The sequence below is a fragment of the Bacteroidia bacterium genome (assembly GCA_016218155.1).
In the GTDB taxonomy this organism is placed as follows: domain Bacteria; phylum Bacteroidota; class Bacteroidia; order Bacteroidales; family GWA2-32-17; genus GWA2-32-17.
Genome location: JACREQ010000071.1, coordinates 1 through 23,770 on the forward strand (window position 1 = coordinate 1; position 23,770 = coordinate 23,770).

Sequence of the window (23,770 nt, forward strand, 5' to 3'; positions counted from 1 at the left end):
ACAACTGAGTTTGTAATAAAGCAGATGGATTAATAAATGCAGTGTCTGTCCAGTTAAAAGTATAGTAATTTGTCTGAGCTCCATTTGCAGTACTTAGCAAAATTTCTCCGTTACATTCCATACAATGTGCATTTGTTAAATTATACGAAGGATTAAATGGTGCAGGCTCTACTACCTGATTGGTAACAATACCGCTACGACAACCCCATGTATTAGTTGTTATAAGTGTAACGTTATGTTGTTCGCCTGTTGGCCAGCTTACATAAATTGTATCCGAGACGGTTGTATTCAATATAACTGGTGATAAATTACCATTTGTATATGCCCATTCGTAATTTGTTATCATATAATCAACATGACCAGGTAGCGGCCATGTGTTTGCTATTATCATAGAACTATCATGACGACATGCTGGCATTGTTGTAGTAAATGTACCACTTGGATGCGGAGCAAAATACAATCTTAAAGTATCACTGTTTACACAACCTTCATGATTTTCTTGCCATATAAATTCTCTGTATTTTGGACCTGTTGCATTAAACACAGTATAACTTGTTCCTGTAATATACAAGCTATCGTTATATATTGTAGTTTGTTGTGGTCCGGTAGAATTATGGAAATGCACATTTGTAGGATCGAGCGAATACCAATGCCCATCTCCTATTGAAGGAACAGCACCCATTTCGTAATTCAATCCGCAAACTGTATCTGTTTTTATGCGATGGTTGTTACCAAATAATCCCGACCAGTAATTTGGTCCTGCATTGGCAACTGGCATTTCAATAAATTTAACAGGAACCACTTCAGAGGTATCGCGACACATACCATTTACTGTAATCCAGTAAAAATGATGATATCCGTAATAATCAACACCACCTGTATCTATTGTTGCAACAGGACTAGGGTTTGTTGGAGTTGGAGTAAAGGTTGTATTCTGAACTGTATCCATCCAATAACCACTTCCGTATGCTGGTTGTTGTGCATTTAATAAAGTAAATACCGGTCCGCAAACTACTGAGTCAGCAGGATCTACTAATTGTGTTGCTGTTTGAATACTACTGAAGTAAACATTTACTGAGTCATATCCGGTACATGATCCGTTATTCTCAAACCAATACATTGTTACAGTATCATTTTCTGAAGAATATCTTATCCATGTACAAGGAACATTCTGGTTTGCAGGTGTTAAATTTCCATTTTCTGCATCATAATAAGCTACACCACCTGAAGGACAACTCCATTGACCACCCGGTACAGAAGTTGTTGCGCAGATGTATGCAAATTTTCCGCAAACTGAGAAGTCTAATCCAGCATCCGGCATAGGAACAGTTTTAAATTCTATCCTAACTGTATCACGATCAAAACATACTGTACTTGCCTGATTCATTTCTTTCCAAATAAAATTATATACACCATAATCTGTTACAGTAACAATAGCATCAGGTGTGGTTGTTGGAACAAAATTAGCTGTTCCAGGAGGTGGAGGTACTGAGTTTGTTTGTGTACTCCAAATACCACTATGATTAGTAATACTCCATGCACCACCTAAATCATAAGATTTACCACATATTGCTGTATCAATACCTGCATTAGCAGCTGGTTTCTGGTAAAATGTTACTAAAACACTATCAACAGAATTACAGCTTGCACCATTTTGAGCATTCCAATAGAACCATACAGCATGCTGACTATTTGGATTAAAGAAGTTTGTTCCTAACAAAGTAGCATCAACATTTGGATTCCAAGGTATAGGATCTAAACCTGTAGGTGTGATAACCATTCCAGGTACAGATGGACAAGTCCACCATGCATTTACTATTCCGCTACCAATTGTATCTGCAGCCATTTGACTTGTAGAACCACAAATTGATTGAGTTGGTCCAGCTTCAGCATGAGGAGGTTTAATAAAAGTAATAGTTACTGCATCATTTCCAGGGCAAATTCCATTAAATGCATGCCATGTAAAGGTTACAGGATATGTTGTTGGAGTATATGTAGGAATCCATACATGTGGACTTGGATCAGCAGAATTTGCTGTATATATTGCAGCAACTGAAGAAGTCCAATATCCAGGATAAATACTATCAGCAGAAAGAACGCATGTCTGACCACATGATGTTGCATCAACGCCAGCACTAACTGAAGGAATAGCAAGGAAATCTACTCTTACAGTATCACTACTTGTACAAGTGCCATTAGTCTCAGTCCATATAAAATAATATGTTCCATATCCAGAGTTTGCATGTGCATTAGCATTAGGTGAAGAAACAGGGGTAAATGTAGCACTTAAACCAAATGCTGTCGACCATAATCCAGTAGCACCAGCTACACTAGGAACAGCAGCCATTGTATAATCTGAACCGCAAATCTGACCTTTTTCACCTGCATTTGCTCTTGGTTGTTCAGTAAAACATATAATTACATTATCGGTTGAATCGCATGCTCCACTTATTTCGTGCCAAGCAAAAGTATAACAACCGGGAGCTGTAACAGTAACAGTACTATTATTTGAAGATCCGCTACCAAACATAGATGTACCAGGTCCTGAAACCTGAGACCAACTTGCAACGTTACCTGGAGATGGTAAAGAGGCAGATAAAGAAGTTGTGAAGCTACAAACACTTGCATCTGGTCCGGCATTTGGGTTTGGTGTAAAACAACAATTTGGTGTAGATGCTGCTAGAACATCAACCTGTTGTAAAGTAGGAACAGAAACACAACCAGTAACTGTATTTGTAACAGTTAAATATATTGACTGAAGACCAACAGTACTCCATACAACAGAGTGAGGGCCACAACCTGTTCCGGGAGTAGAAACTCCACCGCTCCAGTCCCATGTATAACTATAGTTTGGATCACAAGGTGTTGAATAAGCAACATAACTTGGATTATTAACACAAACAGGACTTTGAGCAACAAAAGCCGAGGAAGGTATTGAGTTTACTGTTACCACATGAGTTGTTGTATCAGATGTACAACCATTTGCAGCAGTAACCCATAATGAAACTGTATTAGAACCAGGAGTCGCATATGTAATAGTATGTGGTCCAACTGAAACAGCAGTAGCAGGGTTACCACCTGTACCAAAATTCCAGTTAAACTGATTACCGTTTGTTCCGGTATAAGTCATTGTACTTGTTTGACCTGCACATATAGGACTTGGTGCATTAAATGTAGATGTTGGTACAGCATTAAAAATAACCTGAACAGTATCAGTACAAGTTAAATTTGATGAATTTGTTACCTGCCAAACCAAATTATATGTACCAGGAACAGTCGCTATAACAGATGTAGTAGGTGAATTTATACTTCCATAACTAATATTTGCCTGAGGAAGCCAATGAGTATTGATATCAGTTCCTAATTCTGTAGCACTTACAGTTGCATTTAAACCGCAAACTGTAACGTTTGAACCAGCATTTGCAAAGCATTGATTACATGAAGTTGGTGCCGTATATGTTACAGTATAAGTACAAGTTGCAGCATCGGAAAAAGTTGCAGTTAAAGTATGACTTGCACCATCAGAAAGAATACCAGCAAGGTTAAATGCAGTTGGACTAGTAAATGGTGCGTTAAAAGTTTGACTTATACCACTTGGCTGGTCAACTATTGTTAATGTACCTGTCATAGCATAATTTGCAGGTGTAAAATGGAAAAGTAAATTTCCAGAAACTGAATACTGATTAGTAAGAGGATTACATGGATTAACTGTGTAAGTAATATTATCAAAGAAACAAGCAACAATATTACAGTTTGTAGTTCCGGCACCAGTCTGACCATTATTTATCTGAGAGAAAATAATATTACAAGCCTGATTTGAATAGTTTGTAATTAATAAAATATAATATTGTCCGGTTTGAGCATTTGGTATATAAACCCACTCTTGCCATGACGCATCGTAACTACAGTCAATCATGTTACCTGATGGATATCCACCGCCTGCTCCAGCAGCATGGTGAGTAGATCCTGTTCCGGTTAACTGAGCTGTACAAGGTCCGGTTTGAGAAGTAAACGGTCCCCAACAGGCAAAGTCAACATCATGTTGAGGAACTGTATGCATTTCAATAGAAATGTTACCTGGTTGATCAATCAATAAGTAATACCAAGCAGGGTTTGGCTCAGAACCAAGGCAACCATAACTTGGTCCGGTTTCGGCTGTACCAGCATTTACACCGGCAGGAAAATTATAAGTAGTTCCTGTACAAAACGGATCGGATAGGTTACACATGTTATTCTGTGCAAATCCGATAGTTGTTAATCCGGCAATGCTTAAAAATAAAGCAATTAGTCGTTTCATATTGATTATTATTTAATTGTTTCGATGTAAGATTTCTTTGATTCTTTTGCTTTATTTAGCAAATCGTTTGCTTCTGTAAACCATCCGTTACCTTCTGCCATTGCACGTTGAGTAGGATCATTTACTACATAGTTTATTTTTGTTTCAATATTCACAATATTCTGATTTAACTGAGAAATTTTATTGCATTGTTCAGAAGAAAAAGCTTTCCAGTTTTCAATTGGTAAAATAACATCTTCAACATTTACGAACGCAACTCCGTTTTCAACAAAAATATTTTTCAAATAATCAAAATCTGTCTGAGCAGCAATCTCCAATTTTCCGTTACGTAAACCGGCATTTACTGCTGATGTAATATTTGAATTTACAATCTTGTCATTTTTTAATGCTTTAACACTAAATTGCTGAGCAGCTTCATTTGACAGACCTGAAATCTGAAATTCAATTTTTACTGGAGCCTGACTTTCGTTATGATATGACTGGCAAATATTTTTCTGAAAAATGGCAGTCACAGCAACATTTTGTTGAGCTTTTATGCTTGTTAAGCTAATAAACAGCATAAAAAAGAAGAACATTCCGAAGTGTTTCATATTGATTTTTATTTAGTTAATATTTTTTTCAGTTTTAAATTCTTATATAAGACAAATTAAGGTATAATTTCGTTGCCCAACAAGAAAAATATTTTTCATTTTTCTTTAAAACGAATAAAATTTATTTTTTACAATACAAGGATAACGCTTCTTTTGCCTGATTATTTCCATACAATGACGCATCAGTAAAGTACCTGCAAGCTAAATCAGCCTTTCCCTCCTGCCTGTATAACTCTCCTAACCAATAATTTACCTCTCCATTTCTGGGATCAAAAGAAATCACTGAATCAAATACTTTTTTTGCTTTTTGAAAATTCTTTTTTTGCATCCAAATCCAACCAAGATTTAGATATGAATTTACAAGTGACTTATCGAGAGAAATAGCTTTTTCAAACTCAGCTATAGCTTTCTCATAATCTTTGATTTGCATATGGTACCATGCAATATTTTGCCACGACAAAGCACTGTTAGGAAAATATTTTAAAGCAGACTCAAAATCAAATCCTGCATTTTTAATTTCTTTTAAATAAAACCATGCAAATGCCCTGTTTGTAATAGCTGTTTGGTGTTCAGGCACTTTACTTAAAACTTTTGAGAAATCACTTACCGCATTTTTATAATCGCCAATAGATGAATATGTCCAACCTCTATTAAGGTAAACCTCTAAAAGCAAACTGTCGTTTTCTATAGCTTTTTTATAATCTTCAATTGCGCCTGCAATGTCCCCTGAAGAAAATTTAAGATAACCGCGATTATTGTAAGCTAATGCATATTGCGGATTTATTTCAAGTGACTTATTAAAATCATTTAATGCTTCAATTTTTTTGTTTTGTTTTGCATATACCCATCCTCTATTGTTTAAAGCATCCGAATAATAAGAATCTATTTTAATTGCTTTTTCGAAATTAATTAAAGCTTTCTCAAAATCATTTTTCTGAAAATAAAACATTCCTAAATTATTATAAGTGGAAGCAACCAAACTATCTGTCTTTATTGCAAAACAATAGTAATAAAAAGCAAGACTATCGTTACCTGATTTATGATATATTTCGCCCATATTAGTATATGCCAGGGCCTTATCCTTATTACTCCTACTTAAAGTTATAACTTTATTAAAATCACAAATTGCAGAATCAGATTTTCCAATCATAAAATAAATCATAGCTCGATTAAAATAGGCACCAGGATCCAACGAATCAAGGGTTATAGATTTATTTAAATTTTTAAGTGCTTCAGCAGTTTTTTTTTCGTTTAAATAAACTCCTCCTAGATTGTTATAAGCAAAAGAGATCTTGGCATTTTTCTTTATAACATCGTTAAAAAGAGTTACAGAATTCTTCCACACCATTGACCTACTATATGTTATAATCGACAGCAATACAAGAATAATTACAAAAGAGGAATAATATATTTTTTTAAAATTTTTATTGCGCAGAATTAAATTGACCAGATAATGTGAAACTACAATAAACAATCCCAAATATGCCAGATAGCTATAACGATCTGCAACTACCAACCTCCCCTCAATTGGGATTATATGCAATACAATTGAAATATTAACAACAAAAAAGAACCATCCAAAAAACACTAAATTTGGAATTACTTTTCTTTTTATAATAAAATAAACTGACAAAGCTATAACAAATATCAAAATTATTAATGTATAATAATAATCATTAGGGAATCCTACATTATTAATATTTTCGGGATAAGGATGTACAGCATTTTGTGAGATTGGCAAAAACACATTTTTTAAATAAAACCATAAGGCAAAACCGGCTAGAATTAATCTATCAAATATTGAGAATACATTTCTTGAGTCAGGAATTTTTGACCATAACCCAGATTTATTATTTATAAAATAATATAATAAGTATGCTAACAAAAGTAAAGCAACAGTTACAATTGAGAATATCTTTATTTTCTTACTAATTTGAATTAGTTTAATTTTATTTTTTAAGATAAAATACGAAACAAATAACAATAATATCAAAACAACTGTAAGCTTGCTAAAAATAAAGAAAACAAATAAAAATATTAAGACTTTTTCAAATATTAATGAAACGGTTATTTTTCTGATAAAAAACAGATCAAATAAGATTAAAGTTATAGGTATGAGCAATCCCTGAATTTTGGAAAACGATGCTAACAATGCAAATAAAACAACTAGTAATATATATTTATTTTTATAATCACTTTTTAAATATTTAATATAAAACAGATAGCTACATATTGAAAACAAAGTAAAAAGCAAATCCTTAATTTCAGAAATCCAGGCAACAGATTCGACACGCATCGGGTGTAAAGCAAATAATAATGCTACTAAACCATAGATGTATAAATTATCTGTCAGTTTTTTACATAAAATAAAAACCAATACTACATTTAATAGATGCAACAAAATACTAAAACAATGAAATGGAACAGGGTTATTTCCCCATATATTATATATTACTGAAAATGAACTAAGAGTCAATAAAGTAAATCTTTCAAAATTAATATTATGTTTAACACTTTCTAAATTTAGGTTTTTAACAAAAATATTATCTGTAATTTGTTTATCATCATCCCATTTAATAAAATCGTGATTTATTATTTGAGAATAAGAAAATAAACATGCTAACAAAATTATTATTAGCATTATCCTTTCTAATGAAAAAAAACTTTTAATATTAATTATCTTCATTTTTCTTCAAACCTACAGCATTTTTCTAAAACACACAAATACCATTAAAATATATTTTTGACTTAATGCAATATTTTAGCAATTTTGTGCAATGAAAAATAAAAAAAGAACATTTTTAGGTAAAATATTCCGTTTTATAAAACGAGCAATACTTGCTTTTTTTATTTTAAGCATAATTACTGTACTGCTTTATAGATTCTTACCTGTAGTAATAACTCCATTAATGGTTATCAGACTAGGCGAGCAAATAGTAGATGGGGATTCACCAAAGCTTAATAAGATATGGGTTCCTATTGAAGAGATGTCGCCAAATATTGTACAGGCAGCAATTACAGCCGAGGATCAAAATTTCCATAATCATATGGGCTTTGATATAAAAGCTATGAAACAGGCTTTTAAAAACAATAAAAAAGGAAAAAGAATTAAGGGAGGAAGTACTATAAGTCAGCAAGCTGCTAAAAATATTTTCTTATGGCCTTCCAGATCTTATGTTAGAAAAGCTTTTGAGGGATATTTTACGATTTTAATGGAACTTACATGGAGTAAAAAAAGAATAATGGAAGTTTATTTAAACGTGATAGAGATGGGCGATGGTATATACGGTATTGAAATGGCTGCTCAAAAGTATTTTCATAAGCCTGCAAAAAAACTTACAAAAAGTGAATCTGCCTTGATTGTTGCATGTTTTCCTAACCCAAGAAGATGGAATGCATCAAAACCAACAGGATATATAAAACGTCGTCAACAATGGATTTTGAACAATATGGGTAAAATGAGGCGTGTAGACTGGACGAAAAAATAAATTACGGATAAATAATTACAGATTACTAATTATAGTTAAAGCTAAGCTTTTATAGTTTCTACAAAATATTTCTTTTTAAACCAGAATGCTACATTTACAAGGGCAATCATAACAGGAACTTCAACTAATGGACCTATTACTGCTGTAAAAGCCTCGCCTGAGTTCATTCCAAAAATTGCAATAGCAACTGCAATTGCCAGTTCAAAATTATTACTTGCAGCAGTAAAAGAAAGTGTAACAGTTTGTCCATAAGTTGCCCCTACTTTTTTACTCATAAAGAAAGAACCAACAAACATTATTACAAAATAAATTAATAATGGAATTGCTATTAAAACAACGTCCAAAGGAATACTAATTATTAGCTCTCCTTTTAGCGAAAACATTACAAATATTGTAAATAAAAGCGCAATAAGAGTTAAAGGGCTTATTTTGGGAATAAACTTAGTGTGATACCATTCTTTGCTTTTTACTCGAATTAAAATAAAACGGGTTAAAAATCCTGCTATAAAAGGTATTCCTAAATAAATAAATACACTTTCTGCAATTTGTGCAATAGTTATTTTACTAACTGCATCACTTGTTGGAACACCAAATAATCCGGGTAATATTGCAATAAAAACATAGGCATACAACGAAAAAAACAATACCTGAAAAATACTGTTAAAAGCTACTAATCCTGCAGCATATTGCGTATCACCTTTTGCAAGATCGTTCCAGACAATTACCATTGCAATGCAGCGTGCAAGACCTATCATGATAATTCCATACATGTATGGAAGATTTGCATTATTTTCTCCGGGAAACAATTTGAAAAATATTATTGCCAATGCAAACATTAATACCGGACCAATAATCCAGTTTTGAATTAACGACAACCCTAAAATTTTATAGTTTTTAAAAACATCGCCCAATTCCTCATATTTTACTTTTGCAAGTGGTGGATACATCATTAAAATTAATCCGATTGCGATTGGAATATTTGTTGTACTTTCAGGTGATGATTTTAACGATTCCCAAAATGTAACAATATGCGGGAAAAAATATCCACTTATTATACCAACCCCCATCGCTAAAAAAATCCACAGTGTTAAATAACGATCTAAGAATTTCAATCTTGCTTTCATCACTTAGAATTTAATTTTTTTTTCTGATACGAATTTCACTAATTTATAATCAAATAATTCGTGCAATTAGTGTCATTTTTAATAAATAATTAGTTAACAAATTTCTTCATTATAAAACTTTGTTAGTCTTTCTTTTATCTGATCTCTTATTTTTCTGTAAACAATAAGCTTTTCTTCATCTGTACCTGTTGCATCTGCAGGATCTTCGAATCCAATATGAACTCGCTCTCTAACATTACCGATAAAAACAGGGCAAACTTCTTTTGCATTATCGCATACTGTTATTACAAAATCAAACGGTTGTGAAATAAAATTATCAACAAGTTTTGGATAATGTTGTGATATATTTATCCCAATTTCTTCCATTACTTTTACAGCATATTTATTTACTTGTTTTTCGGGACGAGTACCTGCAGAAAATACTTCATTTTTCGGGTTAAGATTTCTCATAATCCCTTCAGCCATCTGACTACGACAGCTATTACCTGTGCAAAGAATCAGAATTCTCATATTATTGTTTATTATTATTTCTCGTAAACTTCTCCCTGAATTGTAAGTTCAATTTTATTTGTTACAGCATTTGAACTAACAGTAACTGTTTTACTAAAAACACCAATTTCTTTGGTATCATAAACTACTTTTATTATTGCTGATTTTCCGGGCATTATTGGTTCTTTTGGCCAGTTTGGAGTTGTACAATCACATGAAGGTGTAACATTATTCAGAATTAATGGACTTTTACCTGTATTTTTAAAAACAAAATCGACTTTTGCTTCTGCATTTTTTAGTAACGAGCCAAAATTATGTACTGTTTTAGTAAATGAAATCTCAGGAGCGTTTGGATTTGATTTTACATATGTGTTATCAATCTGTCCATAAACAAAAACAAATGACATTATTAACCACATTAACACAAAAGATGATTTGAAGATTTGATTGTATTTCATAAGATTCAATAATTAAAATATTAATTTACTAATTCACCATTGTTCAATTTAATCTTTTTATGTCCATATTCGGCAGCAGTAGGACTATGAGTAACCATTATTACTGTAATTCCTTTTTCGGTATTTATCTTTTTAAGAAAATCAAGAATTTCGAGTGATAAGGCTGGGTCTAAGTTTCCTGTTGGCTCATCGGCAAGTATAACAGAAGGATTATGCACTAAAGCTCTTGCAATAGCTACACGTTGTTGCTGACCAATAGATAACTGTCGAGGCAAATGATTTAAACGGTTTTTTAACCCAACAAATTCGAGAACTTCAGTGGCTCTTTTAATTTGTTCAGTTTTACTCACCCTAAGTAAACTTAACGGAATCATTACATTCTGAACAGTTGTCAAATATGGAATTAAAGCAAAATTCTGCATAATAAAACCAATATGATTTTTTCTGATTTTTGCTAATGCACTGTCTGAAATATTATCTATTCTTTTATCGTCGAAAAATATTTTACCAGATGATGGTTTTATTAAACCAAAAAGACTTAACAATAATGTACTTTTTCCAGAGCCGGAAGGACCAGTAATAGTAACAAAATCGGATTTATTAATTACTAAATTAATATTATTTATTGCATTTACCTTACCATCTTTGGTAGTATATTCTTTAGCTAATTTTTCTATTGTTAGTTTCATCTTTATTCCTCCTGTAAATTAGTGTGAGGATCAATTTTTGACGCAAGGTAAGCCGGAATAACAGTGCCGGTTAAGGCAATAACAATTGACAACAATAATGACCATAATAAATACATATAAAGAGGCTGAACAGACATACCAGCTATATATGGACCTAAAAGCATACCTGCAATTGTACCTATAACAAAACCCAGAACACCGCCGACAATTCCTAAGAAAACAGCTTTAAATAGGAATAATTTATATATCATACCTTTTGAGGCACCCATCATTCTTAGAACTCCAATCTCTTTATGACGCTCATTTACATTTGCCCAGATATAATTTCCCATTGAAATTCCGCCAACAAAAAATATAATAATTAGAAAAATTAAAGTTACCTTATCCATAAGTCTGTTGGTTTCAATCTGAGTTGACACTATCTGATTAATAGTTGTAATACGGGTATCTGGTAAAATATTTCGCAATTTTCCAAGTAAACCTTCAGATATGGCATTACAACATCCCATAATTTCAATAGTACTAATCTGATCAGGAGCATTTAATAATTCCTGAACAGTGGTTATATGAGCAAATACCCTATCATCATCAACTGTGCCAGTTTCGGGTAATACTTTTACAACCTTAAATTCCTGACTGTTTATTGTAATTTTTGAATTCTCAACAAGCTTTAGTTTTTTTGAAATTTGTGATCCCAACAAGCAATCATAACGATTTAGTGTATCAATTACTTTACGCATTAATTTTTCATCTTCAAATCCCTGCGATTTGTTTTCTGTATTAGATGGAGCACATGCAGTTTCTAATTCTTTCCCAACCAATCCTGAATTTTGCCATAATGGCTTAGAAGCTATTTCACTTTTCGGTAAAATACCAGTAAGAACAATACTTATTTCGCCAACCTTTACTCTTCTTGTTAATTTTGGCGACATATTATCAACACCAGAAATACTTGAAGTTAAAATTCTTTCAACATACTCCATTGGTATAGTTGGAGCATCAATATCTGAAGTATAATAATCATCGATACTTGTTCCTTGAGGTAATACTAAAATATTAGCCCCAAGGTTATCAAGTTTTTTTGCTACATTTTGTTTTGATACAACCGAGATACTTTGAATTGCCACAATTACAGCAATTCCAAGTGTTATTGCTAATATTCCGCTTATCAATTGTGATTTTCGTTTCCACAATTCAAGCCAAATAATTTTAAATGTATTCATTGTTAAAAACTAATTTAACATTTTTTTCCGCTGCCACAGCTACCTGGAGCACAACCTCCAACTCTTTTGTTAACTGTTTTAACTAAATCTTCAGACTTTGTTAAGCTATCCATTTTTCCGGTAAATTGCCCTTTACCATTAAAAATAACAACCGTAGTCTTTGTTAAATCAGGTTTAAGTAAATCAACAAAGTTCGCCTCTTCTTTACTTTCAACATCAACAAATACAACAGTTGCCTTATTTCCTAAGCTTGTTAATGCTGTTTTACATTCAGCCTGAATTGCTGCTTTGTCTTTTGCATTTTTCTTTCCACAGATAATTAATGCAGCTTTACCATTTTCAAAACCCAACAAAACTTCAGCCTGTGTTTTTGATGGTAATGTTGAAATAATTTTTTCTATTGACGCATCCTCAGATGTTAAAGCACCTGTAACTACACCATTTGACGCAACAACTAATATCAATGGCAATTGCGCACCTGCAATTCTGTATTTTGCAACCAAATCGGCATTTGCTTTTTCATCTCTATCTAATTTTAAAACAGTATTATTTTTAACCTTTTTATTTGCACTCTGAGATAACTGAACTAAATAATCAGTTCCTTTTGCTAATTTATCGGTAACAATTAAAAAAATAGATTTACCACTTTTTTGAGCCTTTTGAATATCAGCACTTACTCCTTGAGCAAAAATGTTTGTTATTACAAACAATGAACAAATAATAATAATTGTAATCTTTTTCATTTTATAATTTATTTATGTTTAACATTTACATTTAAAATCAGATATAGAACTTTTAAAAAATGTATCATATTTATCCTTTATTTCTTTAAGCTTTTTAAAATCCAGACAATAATGAATTTTAAGTCCGTCAATTGTACCTTTAATAATTCCTGCCTCTTTTAAAATTTTTAAATGTTGAGACACTGTAGTTCTTGAAATTGGTAAATCATCTGAAATATTTCCTGTTTTTATTTCCTTTTTTTTCTTTAAAAGTTTAATTATTGAAATTCTTGCAGGATGCGAAAAAACTTTACTAATTAATGCAAGTTCTTTTTCAACTTCATCAAACTCTTCTGCTTTATTGTTTGTCATGAATTAATGTTTAATGTCGTAAACGTACGACATTAATTTAAAATAAAAAAATATATAATTAGGCTTATTATATATTTAAGAATTATTAATATTTAAAAACTACCTATTATTATTTAGCGTGTTTATTTGAAGTACCTACACCATTTGTGTATGTATCAGAACAGGATTTCTGGTTTTCAGATTTTTTAATTGCACTAAGTATATCCATATATTCAAATGGATACTCGAATTTCTTAGCTAATTTACCTTTGCTATTAAATACATGTACAACAGGTCCTACAGCTTTCAAATTAGGTGCAAGTTGTTTAATAAATTCATCTTCAGATTTATCATCCAAATCAATTTCAATATTTATTGAATTTCCATTTAATACCTTAGAAGCTTTATTACATTCTTCAATCACTGCAGTTCTGTTCTTCATTGTATCTTTATACATAATAACAAAGACTGCTTTATTTTCGCTAAATGCTAAAAGAGCTTCAGCATGTTTTTTTGTAGGAATTGCTTTTAAAAGAGCATCAATAGTTGCCATGCTTTTTGTATAAAAACCACAAAGCGCGCCATTATTTGCTATTACAATTATTATTGGTGCACCCCATTCTTTAATGTTATATTTATTTACTAATTCTGTATTTGCTGAATCAGTTTTATCCATTTCAATAATAGCAGATTTTGAATATAATTTTTGTGTTTTTAATGCTATCTCTTTTGATTCAGAAATATCTGTTTTACCATCTCCAACAATTAAAAAAACTACTTTTCCTTTTTTATTTTGTTTTGCTATTTCAGATTTCACCTGTCCAAAACTAAAATTTGCTACTATAAACAGTATAAAAATTAAATAGTAACGAATTTTTATTTTCATAATTAAATTTTATTTATCATTTGCAAAGATACTAACGTAAATATACGACATTAGTTTTGATTAAAAAAAAGCAAAATTTTAGGTTATTTTAAAATAAAATGGAATTCTTTAGTTCCTACTATTATTCACAAAATAACCTAATTCAAAGATTTAAGATTTTTTAATGCATCGGGAACAAATTGCAGAACATTTTTAAGTATTGCACAATCCTCAAGTTTATCGCATTCTCCACATGTTTTAAAGTTTTTAGAATCTGCACAATTTCTAATTTCACATTTTTCGCAATGATTAAATTTAACTCCTTCTTCTCGACACCCTGTACAATTTATCATTTCTGAGGTAATATCGGGATTATGCTGAGATCTCCATGTTTCAGCAGTTTTAATGCGCAATTCATTATCATTTGTTATAGTAGCTTTTCTTGCATCGCAAGAAGCACAATTAATTCCACAACACGAAATAAGTTTTTCCATTATTCAAAATATTTATATTAATTATTTTTTTATTTAATATATTCAAATGATAATCTGGCAAATTCTTGCCATTTCTCAGAATTTACTGCAGAAACCTGAACCCATTCTTTCATTGGTCGGTTTTTACCTGATGGATCAAATAATTTTGAACCCTTTAAATTAATAGCTTCTTTATGTGCTTCGCCGGTGAGCTTAAATACCATTTCATTTTCAAAAAAACAGGCAAATGCTTTTCCATTTATTTTCAAGCATGGCTTACCAAACATCTGACTAATTACAGCATCTTTAAGATTCTGCCCAATGTTATTATATAGTTTTTCTTCTTTAGTCATAACTAATAAAATAATCGGTTATTTGATAAACTTTTTATTGATTTACACAAAAATACAAAAAACAAACAAAAGATTAATAAATTTTATCTGTTATTTATTTAACAATTTTCTGGTGTGGGTTAATAAATTAACCCCTCCGTATTGTCCGTGACCTGGAATAACAATTTTAGCATTTGGAAATTTACTTATTATTCTATCTATTGTTAAAGGGTAAGCAACTAAATCTCCATCTATAACATTACCCAAATCTTTTGAATTTATACTTTTAATCATGCACCCTGCAAATAAAATTGTTTCGGAAGGTATCCAGACTATAATGTTATCCATAGAATGCGCAGCACCTAAATAATAACAATGAATACTTTTATTACCCAAACTTATTTCAATAGAATCCTTAAATCCATGATTCGGAACAGGTAAATTTCTGGACTTTGCAATATCAATGGTCAATTGATTTGCAAACGATTCTATATTTTGAGAATGAATATAATTAAGTCCTCCTATACAGTCGTTATGCCAGTGATTTGGTATAAAACCTACAACTTTTAGATTCATCGAATCGGTTATCCATTCAAATAAAACTTTTGTCAATGAATCAGTCCATGACGAATTAAAAACAAAAGCCTCATTACCGTTAATAAATATTAAACCGTTTGCCGGAGTTCTTCCGTAATCTGGCAAATCAAGGTATGAAATATGCAAATACGCAGACTCAGATAATTTAATTAAATTAATATCCTTACAAACCTTAATAGTTTTATTATCAGTTTGCGAGAACCCGGTATATTGAATAAATACAATTAATAATAAAATCAGAAGTTTTTTCATTATCGTTTTGTGTTATTATAACATAATGTAACAATTGTCATAGTTATGGCAAATTATAATTAACTGCAATTTGTTTTCGCTGATAATGCATTAACTGGTATTTTATCCATTTTCTTTTTTGCATATTATATACCAAAACTTCTGCAATGGTTTATCGCCTGTATTCTTTACAGGTTCATTAATTTCTTTAGCATCTATAAAGCCAAAATTACCAAATTCTGATTTAATTGAATCTGAATCGTAAAAAAACAATGTTACACCAGGCCAGGCTTCAAATGTATCTTTGCTAATTTCGTTTCCTTGTCCGTATCTGAAATCCGTTTTTGAAATCGAAACAAAAACCATGTATCCATTAGGTTTAAGCTGATTATAACAATCATTTATCATTTTTCTTCGTTCTTTAGCGCTTAATAAATGGATTAATGCATAACTAAAGATTCCATCATATAATTCCTTATCAAACGGCATTGAACTAACAGAACCATGAAATACATTTATACTATCTTTAAAGTGTTTTTTTGCTAAAGAAATTGCAGTTTCAGAAATCTCGATCCCTGTAACCTTAAATCCATTGTCAGTAAATATTTTGGCATTTCTACCATAACCAAATCCGGGAATCAGAATTTTATGTAATCCGTATTTTTTAAATAATTCTAAAGTTTCAATAGCCGAATCAGCTGGGTCCCATCCCCACATTTCCTGTTTATCTTTAAAACTTGACTCCCAAAATTCTGTCATATATTTTATTGATTAATTTATTTGTGGTGCTTTGTTACTTGTTATAATGTTTTGACGCTTCCCAACACCGTGCACTATTTGCAGTCCACCTTAATTTTAACCGGGTGTTATATGGCGTTTTCTTATTTTCTCTTAATTAATTCTTCCTTTGCTAATTCCTGAACTTCTTCTGTCAAAGTTGTAATACCATTGGCAATATGTTCTAATTCTGCTATAGTCTTTGTTTTTAAAATACTTTCCCAATTATATGTCCCTTTAAATCTGCTACCATTTTTCAGTGAGTCTAAAAAAAGTTTCCGATGTCTCAAAATTCCATATCCAATAGAAAGAATTGATATAAAGATAAAAATTATTAAACCATAAACCTTATAGGACAAACTTAAATCAAATTTAAAAAAAAATAGATTTAATACTAGTAAAAAAACAATTGATAGAAAAGAAGCAATAACAGCATATGTAAAATCTAATGTATATGAAATCTCATTCTTAATAATTTTGACTTCAGTTCGTCTTGAAAAACTTGTCCAAAGATTCCATGGAACATTTTTAAAAGGGTTAAAAGAAAAAAATTCTCCTTCAATTACTATTTTATTATTGTCAATTCTTTCAATATTAGTATATAAAGATCCACTTAAATTAGCAATAAGAATATCGAGAATATCATTCTTTCTATTTTCTGGTATTTCTTTCTTGAAAGTTATTTTAAATATTGACATTGCTTTACATATTTATTCTAACAATTATCATAACTATTCATGGTGTCTGTCATAAAAAATGCCACTAACACATCACTACTCGTATCGTTAATTATTTGTAATTAAAATCAAAAATAAACAATAACACATTTAAAAGCAAAATAATGAATGAATTAGTTTTTATTTATAATTAGCGAATCTATTTTGTATTTTATCTTTAAATTATCAGTGTGTACGTAACGATAAAATTCGTCTATTTATAAAAGATGAAATCGACCTGACAGCTAAGGGTTTTTGAATGTTGTATTATAGGGTAGCTATTAATGAAATGCTTAAAATTTTAATTTATTTATAATACTGATTTTTTTATACTTGACAAAGTTACTCTTTATTTTTTTTAGAAATAATACCTACATTCTGACACAAATAAAAAGGTACAATTACTTAGTTAAAACAGTAAATAAACTCTTATACAAGAAATAGCTGAGTAGTAATTTTGATTAATAAATAATTAAAGTTATGAAAACGCATAATAAAAGCATATTAATAGTTGATGATCAGTTTATTAACTTTTATTTAATAAAAGAATTACTAGCAAATTATAAAATCAACGTAATATATGCAAGTTGTGGAATTGAAGCCTATGAACAATGTTTAAAAAACGAAAATATTGCTTTAGTTTTCATGGATATAAAAATGAAAGGCATAAATGGTTTTGAAACTGCAATTCATATTAAAAACATAAGAAAAAATTTACCAATTGTTTTTCAGACTTCTTATGCAAAAGAGTTTCTTAAAGATGAATTAATGAATAAAATAGGAAATGGATTTCTTGAAAAACCAATTAAAAAAGAAACTTTACTAAATGAAATTAAAAAGCATACAAATATTGAATTTAATAATTACGTAGATAATAACATTAATCAAAAGAAGAGAAAAGGTTTCTTCCACAACATATTAAATCAACTTGCTGCTACTTTTTATTAATACAGAATTTATTTAATACAAGTTCGATATAAAATAATAGAATACATAGTTTTGTTATTATGTCGCAGTATATGTCATTGACTTAAGCTAAAACTCCCTGTAGTTCTCGATTGAACTCGAACTAGCATTCTAGCTTGTTCCTCAGCCGCTCTGCGTCTGAGGAACAATTTCTATTTGCAACTTCGTCCGCCGCTCCGCTGCGGCGGAGGAAGCAAAGCGTATCTAGAAGTAAGCAAAAGGATTAACAAAATTACATTTTCTTAAGTCAATAACATTGATGTCACAGTTAAGAGTGAATTGTCAAAAAAAAACTTGTATTGAAATGGACAAAACGACTTGTTTTCGATACGAAATTATACAAAGAATTTCACTCTTCGCCGCGGCGAACCAGCATCATTTTCTTATATCGAACTCACGTTATTTTTAATTAATCCCAATCCCAGCTATCGTAATTACTATTACTGTTTGACTCGCTAAATCCACTATGAGCAACAGGAAGCTTGGCATAAACTCCAAAACAATTAAGCTTCTCCTTGTTTACCCATCTTTTACGGTAATCAAATCCTATAAAATAATTTGCCCATACAGATGTTTGAATTCCAAAATGTGCAGATCCCTCATTAGTATTAATTTGCAATAATGGTCCCACTGATAAACCAGCAACCAATATTCCGGTTTGTATTTCACTATAAAATCTAATTTTCTTTGATTCGAACTCTATTCCTCCATCGAAACTATATGGAAAATGCTCTAGGTTCCAATAAGCAACCTCTAAAGCAAATGACCCCCTTATTTTTTCACCTCCAAAATTTACATGAAACATTGGGCCAATAGTCCACACCTTTTGAGAAAAACCTACTTTAGCAGTAACAATTAACAGGAATGCTAAAAAAAATAACTTTTTCATATTGTTTAATATTTTATTTTATTATTCCATCAGATTATAACAAATCACAGTTTGCATATATCTTAAATACAACTTCCCATTTGCCACAACAGGAGAAGTCCACGCAAGGCTTTTAACATCCTTAATTGCATTTAACATTTCACCCACCTTTTTAAATGAATTAAAATCCGGTTTTACTAAATAAAGATTTCCTTTTAAATCAAGACAAATAATATAATTGTCAACAAAAATACAAGTACCACCACCAATTTCATTTGTACTCCACATTTCTTTTCCTGTTTTATACTCTACACACTTAAATGGGCTTCTGTTATTACTTTCACCTGTATATCCATACAGATAACCATCTACAAGAATCTGATCAGAATGCTGAGCTTCAATAACATTATTTTTCCATATTACTTTGCACCCTTTTTCGGTTGCTTCAATTAACTCACCTCCCATACCATAACCAGATGTGTGAAATATTAAATTTCCTGTAACAATAGGTGTAGTTGCATTTACATTATATTCTGTTGCCCATGGGATTGTCCATAACACTTTACCATCATTAGGATTTAAACAAGATAAACCTGTTCCATGATAAATTAAAAGTTTTGGAACAGAATCAAAAGTAATAGTCATAGCAGCAGAATAGCCGGCTTCACCTTCAATAGATTTCCATAACACTTTACCCGTAATTTTATCATATGCAATTACAGTTGCCTTTCCCCCACCCTGCACAATTAGCTTATCTTCTAAAACAAATGGCGTAGCTGAATGCCCCCACTGAGGCTCACTTCCGCCTTCATTCATCACATTCTTTTTCCATAATATTTTACCATCTAACAATTGCCAGCATACAACATCGCCACCACGTCCAAATGTGTAAACTCTGTTACTATCAATAACTGCTGTTGCACGTGCTCCAGGACCATGACTTGTATTAGTTTTTGCTTCATATAATCCTTTCCATATTAATTGTCCGGTTTCAGAATTCAGACAGAATACAAGATCATTATTTTCATCTCTTCCGGGTACAATCAACCTGTTTCCCTGTACAACAACGGTTGCCCATGATGCAGTTGCATTACCCTGACATAGAAAATCAACCTGCCAAAGCTTTTTTAATCCTTTTGACCAATCAGTATTTATTCCCTTTAAAGAACTTTTACCATCAAAATTAAAACCTCTCCAATTGGGCCAATCTGCATTACCAGTTGTTAAAGGTGGAATTTCAATTTTATCGGTTGGTATAGATTCGATATTTCCAGTAAGTTCCTCACTTCCTAAAACAGCCTGGTACCCTTTATATCCGATTATAGCACTAACAATTAAAAAAATTGAAAGAATTATAAGAATAATTTTGGTTCTTTTTTTCATATTTGAAGATTAAAAAGTTAATGGGTTATTTATTTAATAATTTATTAAGCTAATAGTTATTTAGTTAACAGTTACTTAGTTCAAAATTATTTTACTTGTTTTTTAATATTATAGGCTATTAAAGATTGTCCATGCCTTATATATAAAACACCATTTTTAATAACCGGATGTGCAAAATGTTCTTTAGTACCTTTATCTATTTTAAAACTACTTATTAATTCCATTTTCTCTTTGTTAGAATTTATAAGCATTACCTCTCCTTTTTGATTGTAGTAATACAACATATTATCAGCCATAACAATTGTACCAACACCTATTTTTAAAGAATCTGTTACCTGTCCAGAAATTGCATCAATACACTTTAAGTCCTTTCTTGAGTTTGTGCATGAATATATTTTGTTATCAACCTTAATAAATCCACCCATAAAATTATCAATATCTTTATTTCTCCATACTTCTTTCACCTGTTTACCATTATCTAAAAGTTCGAGTTTTACTGCACAGTTACCATCACCCGCTATATAATATATAAAACCATTTTCATACCAGGCACTGTTACTATGAGTGTCACCGTTACCAGGCTTTCTTTCAGCTAATGGAACATTATCTTGTTTGTGAACCCATAACAATTCACCAGATTCAACATCAATTCCCATTAACGAATATGCAGAGAATGTTACTAACAATGTTCTTTTTCCAAGTTGAATCAACACAGGGCTGTTATATCCGGCAATTTCACTTTGTCCTTTACAAACCCACATTATTTTTCCGGTAAAACGATTAAAAGCAATCACATTTGAATCGACACCACCATTTACAAAAAATACTTTATCCTGAAATACAAGTGGAGATTCAGAATGTCCATGATAAGGCAACCTTCCGGTTTTGTCTTTTAACATATTTGCAAACCAGATTATTTTGCCGGTTAAATCAAAACATCCAATATTACCTATACCGGAACATACATAAACCAAACTATCAACAACTGTTGGAGTAGAACGTGACCCTGGAAAAGATTTTATCCATTCTTTACCATAATCTGATTTCCATAACAATATACCCTGAAGATCGATTGCAAACAGATAACCAATAGAATCGATAGCACCTGTAATAAATATTTTATCAGTGGTAATTGCAGGAGATCCATAACCATCACCAACTTCATTGTTTAACCATAACTTTTCAGGACCAGCAACCGGCCATACCTTCAATAATTGTTCTTCTTTATAAATCCCTTTCCTATCAATTCCTCGCCATTGCACAACATCCTGAGCATTTAGAAACAGTATTAAATGCATCAAACAGAATAACAATGATATTTTTTTCATAATATTTTATTTTTTAATTTTATATGCCATTAAAGATTTACCATGTCTAACATACAAAATTCCATCTTTAATTACAGGGTGCGAAAAATGCTCCCCTGAACCTTTAATTATTTTGAAAGAACTTACCAACTGCATCTTTTCACCATTTGGATCAACTAAGCCAAACTGACCTTTTTCATTATAACAATATAACATGCTATCAGCATAAATTGTTACTCCTTTTTTAAAATCAAGTGAATCAAGCAACTTTCCACTGGTTGCATCTATAGATACCCATTTGTTTTTATCTTCAGATGCACCATATATTTTATTTTTAAATTTTATAACACCACTGAAATAATTAATAAGATGAGTATTTTTCCAAATTTCTTTAATTGTACTTCCATCATCAGATAATTTAAGCTTAACAGTTCCATTCCCACATCCTGCAGAATAATAAATAAACCCATCCTCATAAACCGGTGTATTTCCATGAATAAGACAAAATGTATCCTGTTTTTGAGACCATAATAATTTTCCATCACTACAATCTATTCCAACAAATTCATTTTCGGTGAATGTTACCATTATTTTTCGAACCGGAAGATTTATTAATATTGGCGAACAATATGCACTTTTTAAACTTTTCGCTTTAGAAATCCATTTTATTGTACCATTAAACCTATCAATAGCAACTATATTAGTATCCTTTCCACCAGGTGTTGCAAACAATGTACTATCATCGATTAACAAAGATTCGGAAAAACCAAAATCTATATTTTTTCCATGAAAATCGGAAATCATATTTTTCGACCAGATTTTTGTTCCATTATCTTTGTCAAAACATACAATCTCACCTAATCCTGAACATACATAAACTAATTTACCTGAAACTGTTGGGGTAGATCGAGAACCTTCAAAATTGACCATCCATTCTTTTCCATATGCTGATTTCCAAAGAAGCTTTCCACTTAAATTGAATGAAAATAAATAGCCAATACTATCAACCGCTCCATTTACAAATATCATATCTGATGTTATTGCAGGAGAACCATATCCACTTCCAATACTATCATAACACCAAACCATTACAGGACCATTTGCAGGCCATAATTTCAACAAATCTTTTTCGTTGTAATTCCCATCACGGTTATCGCCTCGCCACTGGGCTAATTCAGGAGTTTCTACTTTTTCAATAGTTTCTGAACAAGAGTATAGAAACACAATAAATACTACAAAAATTAAATTCTTCATATTTCAATATATTTTTAACCACTAAGTTACTCAAAGGTATTCACAAAGGAACACTAAGATGTTTTTTTTATTTCTTATTTGTTCTACTTTACGACTTTCTTAGTGCATCTTTGTGGTTAGTTAAAAAAAAAAATCCAAAGTTACCTTATTACTCTTTTTATTCCATCTTTTAAATGTTTAACATTAAAATTAACTAATAATCCTAATTTACAATCAGAAAGTTTTAAATAAGTAAGTATTTGCGCCATATGAATATCAGCTAACGATTCAACAGATTTAATCTCAACAATTACTTGCTTTTCTACTAATAAATCAATTCTATAACCAATATCAAGTTTAACTTCCTTATAAATTAATGGCAATGCTTTTTGTTTCTCCACAATTAATCCACTTTCTAATAATTCATAAAATAAACATTCTTCATAAGAACTTTCTAATAAACCAGGACCAAGACATGTATGAACTTGGAAAGAACAATCTAAAACTTTTTTAAATACTTCTTCAATATTCATATTCTTATTTTTACTACTAAGTAACTCAAAGGTTTTCACAAAGGAACTCGAAGGTAAA

Annotated in this window: 23 protein-coding genes; 2 read left to right on the forward strand and 21 right to left on the reverse strand. The window is 31.0% G+C overall.

All coding sequences use genetic code 11. The features are described 5' to 3' along the window. From HY951_13090 to HY951_13100, 3 genes are all read right to left on the reverse strand, one after another. Nucleotides 1-4,297: hypothetical protein (locus tag HY951_13090; protein ID MBI5540993.1), on the reverse strand; the 4,297-nt coding region annotated here is incomplete at its 3' end. A gap of 8 nt (nt 4,298-4,305) precedes the next feature. Beyond that, the gene (locus HY951_13095; GenBank protein MBI5540994.1) at nt 4,306-4,887 is read right to left on the reverse strand and encodes a hypothetical protein; all 582 of its coding nucleotides are present in this window, start codon (nt 4,885-4,887) and stop codon (nt 4,306-4,308) included. Between the two features lie 121 nt (nt 4,888-5,008). Further along, nucleotides 5,009-7,573, reverse strand: a complete 2,565-nt coding sequence (locus HY951_13100) for a tetratricopeptide repeat protein (protein MBI5540995.1) — start codon at nt 7,571-7,573, stop codon at nt 5,009-5,011. A 91-nt stretch (nt 7,574-7,664) separates the two neighbouring features. Here HY951_13100 and mtgA point away from each other — a divergent pair, with 91 nt between their 5' ends. After that, a complete protein-coding gene (gene mtgA, locus HY951_13105) occupies nt 7,665-8,375 on the forward strand; it encodes a monofunctional biosynthetic peptidoglycan transglycosylase (GenBank protein ID MBI5540996.1) in 711 nt (236 codons plus the stop codon). 41 nt (nt 8,376-8,416) lie between these two features. Here the strand turns inward: mtgA and arsB are convergent, their stop codons facing one another. The 13 genes from arsB to HY951_13170 form a co-directional block, all read right to left on the reverse strand. Further along, nucleotides 8,417-9,499 (reverse strand): ACR3 family arsenite efflux transporter, encoded by a 1,083-nt coding sequence (gene arsB / locus HY951_13110; protein MBI5540997.1) that lies wholly within the window; start codon nt 9,497-9,499, stop codon nt 8,417-8,419. Nucleotides 9,500-9,592: 93 nt separating this feature from the next. Next, complete coding sequence (locus HY951_13115) at nt 9,593-10,009, reverse strand: arsenate reductase ArsC (protein ID MBI5540998.1); 417 nt, start codon at nt 10,007-10,009, stop codon at nt 9,593-9,595. Between the two features lie 14 nt (nt 10,010-10,023). Continuing rightward, nucleotides 10,024-10,446, reverse strand: a complete 423-nt coding sequence (locus HY951_13120; protein MBI5540999.1) for a DUF1573 domain-containing protein — start codon at nt 10,444-10,446, stop codon at nt 10,024-10,026. A 20-nt stretch (nt 10,447-10,466) separates the two neighbouring features. After that, complete coding sequence (locus HY951_13125) at nt 10,467-11,135, reverse strand: ABC transporter ATP-binding protein (GenBank protein MBI5541000.1); 669 nt, start codon at nt 11,133-11,135, stop codon at nt 10,467-10,469. 2 nt (nt 11,136-11,137) lie between these two features. Next, entirely contained in the window at nt 11,138-12,358 is a 1,221-nt protein-coding gene (locus HY951_13130; GenBank protein ID MBI5541001.1) for an ABC transporter permease, read from the reverse strand. Nucleotides 12,359-12,372: 14 nt separating this feature from the next. Beyond that, complete coding sequence (locus tag HY951_13135; protein MBI5541002.1) at nt 12,373-13,101, reverse strand: hypothetical protein; 729 nt, start codon at nt 13,099-13,101, stop codon at nt 12,373-12,375. Nucleotides 13,102-13,119: 18 nt separating this feature from the next. Then, on the reverse strand, nt 13,120-13,452 hold the full coding sequence (locus tag HY951_13140; GenBank protein ID MBI5541003.1) for a helix-turn-helix transcriptional regulator: 333 nt from the start codon (nt 13,450-13,452) through the stop codon (nt 13,120-13,122). Nucleotides 13,453-13,561: 109 nt separating this feature from the next. Next, nucleotides 13,562-14,317, reverse strand: coding sequence for a hypothetical protein (locus HY951_13145; protein MBI5541004.1), 756 nt, complete (start codon nt 14,315-14,317; stop codon nt 13,562-13,564). 137 nt (nt 14,318-14,454) lie between these two features. Next, nucleotides 14,455-14,790, reverse strand: a complete 336-nt coding sequence (locus HY951_13150; protein ID MBI5541005.1) for a DUF3795 domain-containing protein — start codon at nt 14,788-14,790, stop codon at nt 14,455-14,457. A 29-nt stretch (nt 14,791-14,819) separates the two neighbouring features. Beyond that, a complete protein-coding gene (locus HY951_13155) occupies nt 14,820-15,122 on the reverse strand; it encodes a hypothetical protein (GenBank protein MBI5541006.1) in 303 nt (100 codons plus the stop codon). 90 nt (nt 15,123-15,212) lie between these two features. Continuing rightward, entirely contained in the window at nt 15,213-15,950 is a 738-nt protein-coding gene (gene bla, locus HY951_13160) for a subclass B1 metallo-beta-lactamase (protein MBI5541007.1), read from the reverse strand. 102 nt (nt 15,951-16,052) lie between these two features. Then, nucleotides 16,053-16,688 carry a methyltransferase domain-containing protein gene (locus HY951_13165; protein MBI5541008.1) on the reverse strand — a complete coding sequence of 212 codons (636 nt, stop codon included), beginning with the start codon at nt 16,686-16,688 and terminating at the stop codon, nt 16,053-16,055. Between the two features lie 122 nt (nt 16,689-16,810). Next, a complete protein-coding gene (locus tag HY951_13170) occupies nt 16,811-17,404 on the reverse strand; it encodes a hypothetical protein (protein MBI5541009.1) in 594 nt (197 codons plus the stop codon). A gap of 498 nt (nt 17,405-17,902) precedes the next feature. Between HY951_13170 and HY951_13175 the strand changes: the two genes are divergently transcribed. After that, complete coding sequence (locus HY951_13175) at nt 17,903-18,370, forward strand: response regulator (GenBank protein MBI5541010.1); 468 nt, start codon at nt 17,903-17,905, stop codon at nt 18,368-18,370. Nucleotides 18,371-18,797: 427 nt separating this feature from the next. Here the strand turns inward: HY951_13175 and HY951_13180 are convergent, their stop codons facing one another. The 5 genes from HY951_13180 to HY951_13200 all read right to left on the reverse strand — a co-directional run bounded on the left by HY951_13180 (nt 18,798) and on the right by HY951_13200 (nt 23,712). Further along, nucleotides 18,798-19,277 carry a hypothetical protein gene (locus tag HY951_13180; GenBank protein ID MBI5541011.1) on the reverse strand — a complete coding sequence of 160 codons (480 nt, stop codon included), beginning with the start codon at nt 19,275-19,277 and terminating at the stop codon, nt 18,798-18,800. Nucleotides 19,278-19,298: 21 nt separating this feature from the next. Then, nucleotides 19,299-20,639 (reverse strand): PQQ-like beta-propeller repeat protein, encoded by a 1,341-nt coding sequence (locus tag HY951_13185; GenBank protein ID MBI5541012.1) that lies wholly within the window; start codon nt 20,637-20,639, stop codon nt 19,299-19,301. An 86-nt stretch (nt 20,640-20,725) separates the two neighbouring features. Next, entirely contained in the window at nt 20,726-21,967 is a 1,242-nt protein-coding gene (locus HY951_13190; protein ID MBI5541013.1) for a PQQ-binding-like beta-propeller repeat protein, read from the reverse strand. A 6-nt stretch (nt 21,968-21,973) separates the two neighbouring features. Next, a complete protein-coding gene (locus HY951_13195; protein MBI5541014.1) occupies nt 21,974-23,200 on the reverse strand; it encodes a PQQ-binding-like beta-propeller repeat protein in 1,227 nt (408 codons plus the stop codon). 140 nt (nt 23,201-23,340) lie between these two features. Beyond that, nucleotides 23,341-23,712: a GxxExxY protein gene (locus HY951_13200; GenBank protein MBI5541015.1), complete on the reverse strand. Its 372-nt coding sequence runs from the start codon at nt 23,710-23,712 to the stop codon at nt 23,341-23,343. Nucleotides 23,713-23,770 lie beyond the last annotated feature (58 nt).